The organism is Providencia sp. SP181 (genome assembly GCF_050446505.1).
GTDB lineage: Bacteria > Pseudomonadota > Gammaproteobacteria > Enterobacterales > Enterobacteriaceae > Providencia > Providencia vermicola.
Genome location: NZ_JBBPXM010000028.1, coordinates 1 through 12,476, shown reverse-complemented (window position 1 = coordinate 12,476; position 12,476 = coordinate 1). Strand labels below are relative to the sequence as shown.

Sequence of the window (12,476 nt, the reverse complement as noted above, 5' to 3'; positions counted from 1 at the left end):
TAGCTTGATGCTCAAAGAATGTCTTACTGACCGTAACGTTCTTTTGTTCGGCTAACTTTGTCGGCTTCGCATCGCTTCCCCTCGCCGTACCTAAGTACTGTCTCGGGTTATCTCTGCTTGCCTTCGCGTTATCCTTCCAAAATAAGCGTTACTACCTTATTTCATATATATGAATTAACGTGTTAGTCACTCTTCAAGACTTAAAATCAAATATTTTTTTGATAGTGTCCTGTGAGTGCCCACACAGATTGTCTGATAAATTGTTAAAGAGCGTTGCAGCATTTCGTCGTGAAATTTGACCTTCTGGGTCGTTGCTGCGAGGAGGCGTATAATACGTTTTCCTCCGTGAGAGTCAAGCAATTTTTTGCTTTTTCTTTTCAGAATCTCTCGCTGCCGTTTCAGTGTTCACCGCGCTTTGCGTTGTCTTGTTCCCGGTCAGTGGATGCGCATTATAGGGAGTCAGAAAAATCTGGCAAGTATTTTTTTGAAAATAATTTTCAACTGATTATCTTTTGCACTTCACGCCCAGTTTTAGACCAAAAAAAGCGATTTTCTAACCAAATTGATAAGAAAAAGGCGGCATATCGAATGCCGCCTTTAAGTTTTACTACTGAATCAACGAACTAAACTTCCTTCATTGATTACTGTTTTGCTACGATTTCGTTGTTTTCAACATCTAAAACAACAGGTTTTCCTGGAAGTAACCGACCAGACAAGATTTCTTGTGCTAGCGGATTTTCAATTTCCTGCTGAATTGCACGTTTCAACGGCCTTGCACCAAAGATTGGATCAAAACCTGCTTCACCAATTTTCTCAAGTGCTGCTGGTGTCGCGGTAACTTCATAACCGTGCTCTTCAAGACGTTTATATAAACGAGCCAACTGAATATTTGCAATATTCGTAATTTGCTCTTTGCCTAGTGGGTGGAAAACAACCACTTCATCAATACGGTTAATGAACTCAGGCCTGAAGCTGTGAGATACCACTTCCATCACCATATCTTTCATCTCTGAGTAACCAATCATGCCAAATCTTTCTTGAATTAAGTCAGAGCCCAAGTTAGATGTCATGATGATTACTGTATTACGGAAGTCTACGGTACGGCCTTGACCATCCGTTAAACGCCCATCATCCAACACTTGCAATAAGATGTTAAAAACATCAGGGTGTGCTTTTTCAACTTCGTCTAGCAAAATGACAGAATATGGACGACGTCTGATAGCTTCTGTGAGATACCCACCTTCTTCATAACCAACATACCCTGGAGGTGCCCCCACTAAACGTGATACCGCATGTTTTTCCATAAATTCGGACATGTCGATACGCACCATTGCATCGTCACTGTCGAACATAAAGTTCGCCAATGCTTTACATAACTCGGTTTTACCGACCCCTGTTGGCCCTAAGAACATAAAGGAACCAATTGGTCGATTGGGATCAGACAACCCTGCACGGCTACGACGGATTGCATTCGATACCGCCACTACTGCCTCGTCTTGACCAATCACACGTTGATGGAGTTGCTGTTCCATACGTAACAGTTTCTCTCTTTCGCTTTCCAGCATTCTTGAAACAGGGATGCCAGTCCAGCGCGCTAGAATTTCAGCAATTTCAACGTCAGTCACCTTGTTACGTAAAAGCTTCATGCTTTTACCTTCCGCTTTAGTTGCGGCTTCAAGTTGTTTTTCTAATTCAGGAATACGACCATATTGTAATTCAGACATTTTTGCTAAATCACCCATACGGCGCGCTTTTTCCATTTCGATACGCGTATTTTCCAGTTCTGCTTTAATATGCTGAGTGCCCGTTAACGAGGCTTTTTCCGCTTTCCACTCTTCTTCTAACGCAGAATATTCACGTTCTTTCTCTGTCAGTTCTTCTTCTAACATTTCAAGACGTTTTTTACTCGCCTCATCCGATTCTTTTTTCAGTGCTTGCTGTTCAAGTTTCAGCTGAATAATACGGCGTTCTAATCTATCTAAGGATTCAGGTTTTGAATCCATTTGCATACGCAGGCTTGCACCCGCTTCATCAATTAAGTCGATAGCTTTGTCTGGCAACATACGATCGGTAATATAACGATGCGATAACGTTGCTGCTGCGACGATCGCAGGGTCAGTAATTTGTACATGGTGATGAAGCTCATAACGCTCTTTCAAACCACGCAAAATTGCAATCGTGTCTTCTACTGAAGGCTCTGCGACATACACTTTTTGGAAACGACGTTCTAACGCAGGGTCTTTTTCAATGTATTGACGGTACTCATCTAACGTCGTAGCACCAACACAGTGTAATTCTCCACGGGCAAGCGCAGGTTTCAACATATTCCCCGCATCCATTGCACCATCTGCTTTACCTGCACCAACCATGGTATGCAATTCGTCAATAAAGAGAATAACGTTGCCTTCTTGTTTTGCGAGGTCATTCAAAACAGCTTTTAAACGCTCTTCAAATTCACCTCGATATTTAGCCCCCGCAATCAAGGCCCCCATATCAAGGGATAAAACACGTTTGTTTTTTAGGCCTTCAGGTATTTCACCATTCACAATACGTTGTGCCAGCCCTTCAACAATGGCGGTTTTACCTACACCAGGTTCACCGATCAGCACTGGGTTGTTTTTTGTACGACGTTGTAATACTTGGATAGTACGGCGAATTTCTTCGTCGCGGCCAATCACTGGGTCTAATTTGCCTTGTTCTGCACGTTCAGTTAAATCAACAGTATATTTTTTCAAGGCTTGGCGCTGGTCTTCAGCGCTTTGGTCATTCACTTTTTCTCCACCACGCATCTGTTCTATTGCCTTTTTTAAATTATCTTTATTAACACCTGCTGCTTTGAGCATGTCTGCTAATGTTGTATTGGCTTCTAAAGCGGCGATAAGAAATAATTCAGAGGAGATAAAGTCATCTCCGTGCTTTTGTGCCAATTGATCACATAGGTTCAAGTGACGCATTAAGTCACTTGATGGTTGAACGTCTCCTGCCACACCTTGTACTTGAGGCAAACGCCCTAATGCATCTTCAATCTTTTGCTTAAATTGCACCGCGTTAACGCCAAGTGTCGTCAGCAAAGGACGGACTGTGCCACCTTCTTGATTAAATAAGGCACTTAATAGATGAATAGGTTCGATAAACTGGTTTTCACGCCCAAGGGCTAAAGATTGGGCGTCAGCGAGAGCTTGCTGGAATTTATTAGTTAAACGATCCAGACGCATAACACCTCCGATAAATGAGATTAAATTTGCTACTGGATACTAGATGAGGTCTATTTTTAAATATTCAAGTTTTGTATTGAATAATTTTTGTTATATCTGTTAATTTAGAGTAAAACGCTAAACACTAGTTATTTACCCATATCAAAGAAGCCATTCTTCCCGTTTTTCCCTCACGTCGGTAGGAAAAAAATCTGTTTTCATCACTTACCGTGCAAAAATCGCCACCATAAATGGCATTAATCCCTACCGCATTGAGCTTTTTACGGGCTAATAAATAGATATCAGCAAGATACTTTTCATTATGAGATGTAAAAGCAGAAGCTAAATCAGATGATTGATTAACAAACGCCTGTTTAACTTCAGAGCCCACTTCAAATTTTTTTGCACCAATTGCAGGGCCGAGCCACGCTATTATTTCATTAGCAGGACTAATAAATTGACGAACCGTATTTTCAAGAATGCCATTGCATAACCCCCGCCACCCTGCGTGAGCCGCTGCAACTTCTGTTCCCGCTTGATTACAAAATAAAACAGGCAAGCAATCCGCCGTCATAATGGCACAAACTTGCCCTGCTTGATTGCTATACACTGCATCTGCTTGTTTGTTTTTGATTTCACCACCATTAAGATGAAGAACGTGCGTACCATGGACTTGCTCAAGCCACACGGGTTGTTGTGGTAATTGAGCAAGTTCAACAAGGCGCTGGCGATTTTCACTGACGGCTTCAGGGCGATCGTCTACATGGTCGCCAAGATTCAAACTGTCAAAAGGTGGCAGGCTCACACCACCCGCACGGGTTGTGCTACAACTTGATACGCTTTTAGGCTGCGGCCAATCAGGGAAAATCAGTGTGCTCATTACCAGTCCATATTGTCTTTATGAAGTTCAGTATCTGCCTTTAAGGCTTCAATAAGCTTAACCATATCATCAGGTAGTGGTGCATGCCACTCCATTTGAATACCTGAAATTGGGTGATATAAGCGCAGCATTGTTGCATGCAGTGCTTGCCTATCGAAATTACGCATCACTTCTAAAAACTCTTCCGTGGCACCTTTTAATGGGCGAGGACGGCCACCGTATAATTGATCGCCAATTAATGGATGGTTAATATGTGCCATGTGAACACGAATTTGGTGCGTTCTACCCGTTTCTAAACGTAAACGTAGACGCGTGTGTGCTCTAAAATGCTCCATGATGCGGTAGTGTGTGACCGCTGGTTTACCCATTGGGTGAACCGCCATGTGAGTTCTTTTCGTTGGGTGGCGAGAAATCGGCTCTTCAACCATACCACCAGCAGTCATACGACCCACCGCCACCGCTTCATACTCACGCGTAATTTCTCTTAACTGTAAAGACTCGACTAGATGGGTTTGTGCTGGAACGGTTTTTGCGACCACCATTAGTCCTGTGGTGTCTTTATCAAGACGGTGAACAATCCCTGCTCTTGGAACATCAACAATTTCTGGGTAACGGTATAATAAAGCATTTAGGATTGTTCCGTCTGGGTTTCCAGCCCCTGGGTGTACGACTAATCCACGCGGTTTATTAATAATTAGGATATCTTCGTCTTCATAAATAATGTTAAGTGGAATATCCTGAGGTTCCCAACGATTATCTTCTTCAATAAGGGCATCGATTAAAATTTGTTCACTACCTAAAACTTTTTCCTTTGGCTTATTGATAACTTTGCCATTAACCTGCACTCTATCATCTAAAATCCACTCTTTTATGCGTGAACGTGAATAATCAGGGAACAATTCGGCCAAAGCCTGATCTAAACGTTGACCGAGCTGTGATTCAGCGATAGTTGCACTAAGTTGTACTTGTTGAGCCATAAATTAATCTACTTTTTGGTGTTTGTATTTTGACGGCGCTGCCGTTTCATTTAAAATATATGCTATTGTAACTCGAATTTTGCCGGGAGCCTTATGGATAGACTCCCTCGAAACACTCAGAGGATAACCTACACGTGATGATACGTATGAAAAATCTGGTGGCTGCAGCCACGTTGAGCCTGGTTTTAGCTGGGTGCTCAAGCAACCCTGAAGTCAGCCCTGATAGCTCCCCAGCTGAAATCTATGCAACGGGTCAGCAAAAACTACAGGACGGTAACTTTAAAGCTGCCATCAAACAGTTTGAAGCCCTTGATAACCGTTATCCGTTTGGCCCATACGCCCAGCAAGTTCAATTAGACCTGATTTACGCCTATTATAAATCAGCTGAGCTGCCTATGGCGATAGCGGCAATTGACCGTTTCATGCGTTTAAACCCGACTCATCCAAATATTGACTATGTACTTTACATGCGCGGTTTAACCGCTATGGCCTTGGACGATAGTTTACTGCAAGGCTTATTCGGTATCGACCGTTCAGATAGAGACCCTCAGCACGCTCGCGTCGCCTTTAAGGACTTAAGCCAGCTAGTTCGCTACTATCCTAACAGTATGTATGCAAACGATGCTAGCAAGCGCTTAGTCTACTTAAAAGAACGTTTGGCAAAATTCGACCTTTCTGTGGTTGAATATTACAACAAACGAGGTGCTTATGTCGCGGTTGTTAATCGCACAGAACAAATGCTGAAAGATTACCCAGACACTGAAGCAACACGTAATGCCTTGCCATACATGGAAATTGCGTATAAACAAATGGGTTTAAACCAAGAAGCAAATAAAGCCGAAAGTATTATTGTTGCGAACCCACAATAATCTCGAGTTTGATCTAAAACAGCAGCCTCGGCTGCTGTTTTTGTTTGTCTGATTGGCTTCCAATCGTTACCGTATTCTTTTACTTTTTTATTTGTATTAATCAATCTTTTAGATTAGCTAAATTTTAACCCAAAAAAAGATCCGACTATTAACCGTACCGATAGCCAACCTAATCAGTCTCCACTAATCCATTCATTTTGGCAATGCTTTTCCTCCCCTTTTTTATACAAAATCACACTTCGGATGCGTGTTGACTCTCCCCTGAATCAGATGTGATCTACATCAATTTTTTATTACTGATAACGCGTATTCTGAATTCATCAAAGACGGAAACAATGAGAGGTAACACTATGATAGTGAACATAACTAGCAAACAAATGGATATTACCCCAGCTATTCGTGAACACATTGACAGCCGTCTAACAAAATTGGATAAGTGGCAAGTTTCCCTGATAAATACGCATATTGTTTTATCAAAAGAGCCACAAGGTTTCATGGTTGATGCAAATATCAAAACAGCGACAGGTAAATTAGTCGCTAGCGCCAAACATGAAGATATGTACGTTGCAATAAATGAACTGATCAACAAACTCGAAAGACAACTCAATAAAGTGCAACATAAAGGAGAATCAAGAAGAGCCAACAATAGTGTAAAAGAAGCGAACCTCGTTACGTTATAATTTTATATTATCTATCAACTTATCTTGAAACTTTGTAAAACGCGCCTGCAATAGGCGCGTTTTTTATGTTTATGATTCTTTTTTATTGACTTCTTATTGCGTATCGGGTTTATTTGAATCAAGTTTATTTAAAGGTATTCACATGAAACGTAATTTTGTTTTCTTTTTCTTCTTTAGCAACTCCTAATTAGGGGCTTTTGTCGTTCAAGAAAGAAAAGAAGACAAAATTAGAAAGCCCCCAACTAGGGGGCTTTTTTTATATCACGACATTACAGGGTGGGCAGGATGGAAAACAGCACTAATTTACTGAAAGTAAGAGAAAAAATAAGCCAGTTAGATAGTGAGCTCCTAAACCTTTTGGCAAAACGCCGTGGGTTTGCAGCAGAAGTTGCGGAAACAAAAATTGATGACAACCGCCCTATTCGTGATAAAGACCGCGAACGTCAGCTTTTAGATGTGTTAATTAATAAAGGTAAGCTACTGGGGCTTGACGGCTTTTATATTACTCGCTTATTTCAGATGATCATTGAGGACTCTGTATTAACCCAACAAGCGATTTTACAAAAGCACTTAAACTTAACACCAAGTGACACTGCCCGTTTTGCTTTTTTAGGCCCCAAAGGTTCTTACTCACATATCGCGGCTCGCCAATATTCGGCCCGCCATTTTGACCAACTCGTCGAATGTAGCTGTAATAAATTCCAAGATATATTTTCATTAGTCGAAAGTGGACAAGCAGAGTACGGTATTTTACCGATTGAAAATACCAGTTCTGGCGCCATTAATGATGTTTATGATTTACTGCAAAATACATCACTCTCTATTGTGGGGGAAATCCGTTTACCCATTAACCACTGTTTGCTTACCACGGGTAATACTGATTTAAGCCTCATTGATACGGTTTACAGTCACCCCCAACCTTTCCAGCAATGCAGCCAATATTTAGCCCAGTTCCCACAGTGGAAAATAAAATATTGCGACAGTACATCAACTGCGATGCAAATGGTGGCGGAGCAAGACTCCCCTAATGTTGCAGCCCTGGGCAGTGAAGCAGGTGGCGCACTGTATAACTTACATGTTGTTGAACACAATTTAGCAAACCAACAAATCAATATGACCCGCTTTATTGTCGTTGCACTACAGTCTATTGAAGTCACTGAACAAGTTCCTGCTAAAACCACGTTATTAATCACCACAGGTCAGCAAGCTGGTGCATTGGTTGATGCACTAATTATCTTAAAAAATAATAAGATAATTATGAGTAAATTAGAGTCTCGCCCAATTAATGGCAAACCTTGGGAGGAGATGTTTTATGTGGATGTTCATGCGAACTTACGTTCAGATAACCTGCAACAAGCACTCAAAGAACTTTCTGCGATTACGCGCTCAATAAAAGTGTTAGGCTGCTATCCATCTGAAAATATTGTTCCCGTTGAACCTGAAAAAGTAGCACCATAATTAAACGTAAAAAGGCTGCTTAAATAGAAAAGCAGCCTTCATTCAAAATTATACCGTCGTTTCTGACTGGTAGTTAGAATTAACGCGGAAGTAATTCACGAGTTTTTTTAGATGAAATGCTTGTTCATTTAATGAGTCTGCCGCCACAACGGACTCCTCGACTAAGCTAGCATTTTGTTGCGTGGTTAAATCTAACTGCCCTACAGCACTGTTAATTTGTGAAATGCCATCGCTTTCTTCTTGGCTTGCTTGGCCAATTTCTCGTAATAGCGTGTTCATTTCTTTCACACTATCAATCATGCCATGAATTTGTTCTGTCGCTTTCTCTACGAGCTCCATACCTTCTTTGGTTTGCGATGAAGAGTTCTCAATCAGCCCTTTGATATCATTGGCTGATGCCGCACTTTTTTGTGCCAATAAACGTACCTCTCCCGCAACGACCGCAAAACCACGACCATGTTCGCCTGCTCTTGCCGCTTCAACCGAAGCATTTAATGCCAAAATATTGGTTTGGAATGCAATGGAATCAATTAAGTTAATAATATCAGTCATCTGTAATGATGACGTATTAATAGCTCGCATTTTATTCGTCAGCTGATTCATCATTTGACCATTATTCTGCACAACAACGGCCGCTTGTTCCGCTAACATACTTGCTTCATGAGTATGTTCAGTGGTGTTTTTTACTGTTGAGGTAATTTGTTCCATAGAACTTGCTGTCTCTTCAACAGATGCGGCTTGTTCTTCGGTGCGGGCGGCTAAGTTCTGGTTACCTGCCACAATTTGTCCAGCGGCCGCGGAAATACTTTCAGAGCCTCTTTGCACCTCTTGAACAATTTCAACTAACTGGCCTTTCATGTCATTCAATGCATTTAATAAAATACCTGTTTCATCTTTTGAATCTACTTTAACGTCTTTCGTTAAATCACCACTCGCAATAGACTGCGCTAAACCAACCGCATTTTCGAGTGGTCGGGTTATCATAATGGTAATAAACCAGCCCATCGCACAACCCGCAGCAATGCTGATCACAGAAAGAATCGCCAGTAAAATTTTATTGCTTTCATAATGGGTATTGACGGTACGCCCAATATCCTGCATTTCTAAATCTTGGATAGCCATTAGCGTTTGAATATGGTCTCGATAATCACGCTGAATACTAGACGTTTTTACCATCATTTCATCAATAGCCGCTTGACGGTTATTTTCAGAAAGGAATGTATTGATACGAGCGATTGATGCATGAAATTGTTGGCGAATAATTCGCAATTCAGAAAGGACTTCTTTAGAACGATCATCCGTGACATTTTTTTCTAAGCTGTCCATCAATTCATTAATTTTCAATGTAATTTTGGCTAACTCTTCACGTCGCTTATCACTCCCTCGGTCATCAAGTAAAATCAATTCTTGAATACCAATAAATGAATAAAAATTATCCATCATCTGCCCTGCTGTTGAGGCAATGGGGTAACTTTCATACAGAACTTGTTTCATTCCATCATTGGCTCGGTTCATATTGGCCAAAGAAAAGAGTGAGCTCAGGATAATAAGCGTAACAAATCCCCCAAATGCTATCGTTAACTTCATACTAATTTTGAGATTTTTAAAAGACATATGTTTACCACGCTAGCCATCGTTGAATGAGTAATGTTATCGGTAAAATACGTCACATCTTTACCAGATAAATCGATCGATAATTAAATATCAATTTTATAAATCGATTAATTTACCCTTAAATAGAGGAAGATATCTGTTTTAGATTAGAAAGGAGATTTTTCAATAGAAAGCACAGGAAATAAGTAAAATTACTTATTCAAAATAAAATATCGAATTTCGAAGGTCGAAAAAGAAAGATTACCTGAAATAACAAAAAATTAACAGTAAAAAAGCCCTCTACTGCAAACAATACAATAGAAGGCGGGGATAATTACTTACGATTATCGTTGGCGCGTTGCAACAATGACTGGCTTTCTTTCATAAAATGGTGAGCATCTTCGCCGAACCACTCACTAACTTGATTAAACTGGCGAATAAATTCTGCTTTATCTTTATTTTCAAGCATTTCAATAGACTGCCCTAAAAGCTGATGATAACGGCGAATTAATTCTACGTTTTTATCTGAAGACATGATGATATCTGCATACAACTGGGGATCTTGAGCAAATAACCGCCCCACCATCGCGAGTTCTAAACGGTAGATGGGAGATGACAACTCAAGAAGCTGCTGTAAATCGATATCCTCTTTCGCCAAATTTTGCCCATAAGTGAACGTCGTAAAGTGGCGCAATGCTTGGATAAAACTCATGTTTTTATCATGCTCTTGCGCTGAGATTTCTTTCAAACGCGCCCCCCAAACTACTAGCTGTTCAAGGAACCATTGATAAGACTCAGCACCACGGCCATGACAATATGCAAAAACTTGTTTTGCTACGCTGCCAATATCGGGGCCAAACATCGGATGAAGCCCCAGAACTGGCCCTTCATGTGCCGCTAGCATGGCTTCTAATGGTTGTTGCTTGATAGATGCGATATCCATCAAAATAGTGTCTTTATCCAATTTTGGCAGTTGATTAATCACCTGAACAGTTAAGTGGATAGGTACGCTGACCACCACCACACTTGCACCCGCAACAATCGATTCTGCCTGCGGCCAATCATTTTGATTCAGCGTTTTTACTTGGTAACCTGACAACGTCAGAAGACGATGGAATAACCTCCCCATCTTCCCATCGCCACCCACAATAACTATTGGGCCAGCATTCGGGTTGAGTGTCTTGAAACCTTTGTCATTTTCACGTGCGTAAGACTCACGCATGATCCGCCGTAAAATATCCTCAATCAGATCAGGCGGGATCCCCATACGTTCTGCTTCGGCGCGCCGAGCCGCTAGCATGCTCGACTCACGCTCAGGTACATAAATTGGCAACCCATGTAAGCTTTTGACTTCGCCAACTTCCGCCACAAGTTGCAACCTTTTAGCTAGTAAATCCAATAAGGATTTATCAACCGCATCAATTTGGTCCCGTAAATGGGATAACTCAACAGACATACTAATACCTTGATCAGCTCACTTTGCTCAATTTCTGCGTGCGTTGTTCAAGCACAGGCAATAATGCCTGATGTAAATGACGCAATACAGTCTCTGTTGTCTGCCAGTTAATGCAGGCATCTGTTACAGAAACGCCGTACTGCATCGCATCGCGTGGCTGTTCAGATGTTTGGTTGCCTTCATTAATATGGCTTTCCAGCATAATACCTGTAATTGACTCATTACCATTAACAATTTGTTCGATAATTGAATCAACCACCAGTGGCTGACGGCGGTAATCTTTATTTGAGTTACCATGACTGCAATCCACCATTAGGGATGGTTCCAGCCCCGCTTTACGCATTTCAGCTTCACACGCCGCGATATCTTCTGCGCTGTAGTTGGGTGTTTTACCACCGCGTAAAATCACATGACCATTGCTGTTGCCTTTGGTGTGCAATAAGCAAACTTGGCCCGATTGGTTAATTCCCATGAAACGATGTGGCATTGCAGCCGCTTTCAATGCATTAATTGCGGTAGATAAACTACCATCAGTCCCATTTTTAAACCCTACAGGCATTGAGAGTCCTGATGCCATTTCACGGTGGGTTTGTGATTCAGTGGTTCTTGCACCAATTGCAGACCAGCTGAATAAATCCCCTAAGTATTGTGGGTTATTTGGGTCTAATGCTTCAGTTGCCAGTGGCAGCCCCATATTGACTAAGTTAGTCAATAAGTCGCGAGCAATATGAAGGCCTTTTTCCATTTGGAATGAACCATCCATAAATGGATCACTTATTAAGCCTTTCCAGCCCACAGTTGTCCGTGGTTTTTCAAAATACACACGCATCACAATATATAAGCTATCACTTAACTCTTCGGCTAATTTTTGTAGGCGTTCACCATATTCAATCGCAGCATCCACATCATGGATTGAGCAAGGACCACATACCACGAGTAAGCGAGGATCACGTTGATGGATAATATCCGCAATAACTTGACGCGATGTCGCAATGGCATGCAGGTTGCTGTGACTCAGCGGATATTTCTCTTTCAGACTCTCAGGAGTGATTAATACCTGTTCGTCTTGAATATTCACGTTGTTGAGTACATCTTTTTGCATGATCATTTTTTACCTACTTAATTAGCTTATATTTGCTTGGTTTATTGTTTACATATTGTGTTTGAGTGCATGGGTAATAACATACCATGCATCGTAAACAATTCAATCCATTTATGTAAAATATTTCCACATAAGTAAACAATAATTTACATCAAATTAACCCACTGATAAATAATTAATTTAACAAAAAATCAACATTAAAATAATTTAAATTAGAACTGTGATGCATTTTATTGTAAACATTTATTTACGATTAATGAGTTAATT

Annotated in this window: 9 protein-coding genes and 1 other annotated feature; of the genes, 3 read left to right on the top strand and 6 right to left on the bottom strand. The window is 41.0% G+C overall.

The features are described 5' to 3' along the window. Positions 1 to 641: 641 nt before the first annotated feature. From clpB to rluD, 3 genes are all read right to left on the bottom strand, one after another. Entirely contained in the window at positions 642 to 3,215 is a 2,574-nt protein-coding gene (clpB, locus tag AABS66_RS21310; protein ID WP_206084782.1) for an ATP-dependent chaperone ClpB, read from the bottom strand. 124 nt (positions 3,216 to 3,339) lie between these two features. Beyond that, positions 3,340 to 4,074, bottom strand: a complete 735-nt coding sequence (yfiH, locus tag AABS66_RS21305) for a purine nucleoside phosphorylase YfiH (RefSeq protein WP_206084781.1) — start codon at positions 4,072 to 4,074, stop codon at positions 3,340 to 3,342. Next, entirely contained in the window at positions 4,074 to 5,051 is a 978-nt protein-coding gene (gene rluD / locus AABS66_RS21300; protein WP_047757334.1) for a 23S rRNA pseudouridine(1911/1915/1917) synthase RluD, read from the bottom strand. The genes yfiH and rluD overlap by 1 nt, the downstream gene beginning before the upstream one ends. A gap of 137 nt (positions 5,052 to 5,188) precedes the next feature. Between rluD and bamD the strand changes: the two genes are divergently transcribed. From bamD to pheA, 3 genes are all read left to right on the top strand, one after another. Beyond that, a complete protein-coding gene (gene bamD / locus AABS66_RS21295; RefSeq protein WP_206084797.1) occupies positions 5,189 to 5,920 on the top strand; it encodes an outer membrane protein assembly factor BamD in 732 nt (243 codons plus the stop codon). A 350-nt stretch (positions 5,921 to 6,270) separates the two neighbouring features. Next, positions 6,271 to 6,600, top strand: coding sequence for a ribosome-associated translation inhibitor RaiA (raiA, locus tag AABS66_RS21290; protein ID WP_206084780.1), 330 nt, complete (start codon positions 6,271 to 6,273; stop codon positions 6,598 to 6,600). Positions 6,601 to 6,741: 141 nt separating this feature from the next. Further along, positions 6,742 to 6,860 (top strand) — a sequence feature (Phe leader region). 25 nt (positions 6,861 to 6,885) lie between these two features. Beyond that, the gene (pheA, locus tag AABS66_RS21285; protein WP_430225448.1) at positions 6,886 to 8,058 is read left to right on the top strand and encodes a bifunctional chorismate mutase/prephenate dehydratase; all 1,173 of its coding nucleotides are present in this window, start codon (positions 6,886 to 6,888) and stop codon (positions 8,056 to 8,058) included. 48 nt (positions 8,059 to 8,106) lie between these two features. On the opposite strand, the gene AABS66_RS21280 is transcribed toward pheA, so the two are convergent. From AABS66_RS21280 to AABS66_RS21270, 3 genes are all read right to left on the bottom strand, one after another. Next, positions 8,107 to 9,672 (bottom strand): methyl-accepting chemotaxis protein, encoded by a 1,566-nt coding sequence (locus AABS66_RS21280; protein WP_206084778.1) that lies wholly within the window; start codon positions 9,670 to 9,672, stop codon positions 8,107 to 8,109. Positions 9,673 to 9,985: 313 nt separating this feature from the next. Then, positions 9,986 to 11,107 carry a bifunctional chorismate mutase/prephenate dehydrogenase gene (gene tyrA, locus AABS66_RS21275; protein WP_206084777.1) on the bottom strand — a complete coding sequence of 374 codons (1,122 nt, stop codon included), beginning with the start codon at positions 11,105 to 11,107 and terminating at the stop codon, positions 9,986 to 9,988. Positions 11,108 to 11,120: 13 nt separating this feature from the next. Further along, positions 11,121 to 12,215, bottom strand: coding sequence for a 3-deoxy-7-phosphoheptulonate synthase (locus AABS66_RS21270; protein WP_272516353.1), 1,095 nt, complete (start codon positions 12,213 to 12,215; stop codon positions 11,121 to 11,123). Positions 12,216 to 12,476: the final 261 nt, after the last annotated feature.

Excerpts from the sequence above, each read along its gene's own strand:
- tyrA (WP_206084777.1), bottom strand. The coding sequence starts at position 11,107 with ATGTCTGTTGAGTTATCCCATTTACGGGACCAAATTGATGCGGTTGAT.
- yfiH (WP_206084781.1), bottom strand. The coding sequence starts at position 4,074 with ATGAGCACACTGATTTTCCCTGATTGGCCGCAGCCTAAAAGCGTATCA.
- pheA (WP_430225448.1), top strand. The coding sequence starts at position 6,886 with ATGGAAAACAGCACTAATTTACTGAAAGTAAGAGAAAAAATAAGCCAG.
- raiA (WP_206084780.1), top strand. The coding sequence starts at position 6,271 with ATGATAGTGAACATAACTAGCAAACAAATGGATATTACCCCAGCTATT.
- rluD (WP_047757334.1), bottom strand. The coding sequence starts at position 5,051 with ATGGCTCAACAAGTACAACTTAGTGCAACTATCGCTGAATCACAGCTC.
- clpB (WP_206084782.1), bottom strand. The coding sequence starts at position 3,215 with ATGCGTCTGGATCGTTTAACTAATAAATTCCAGCAAGCTCTCGCTGAC.
- AABS66_RS21280 (WP_206084778.1), bottom strand. The coding sequence starts at position 9,672 with ATGTCTTTTAAAAATCTCAAAATTAGTATGAAGTTAACGATAGCATTT.
- bamD (WP_206084797.1), top strand. The coding sequence starts at position 5,189 with ATGATACGTATGAAAAATCTGGTGGCTGCAGCCACGTTGAGCCTGGTT.
- AABS66_RS21270 (WP_272516353.1), bottom strand. The coding sequence starts at position 12,215 with ATGATCATGCAAAAAGATGTACTCAACAACGTGAATATTCAAGACGAA.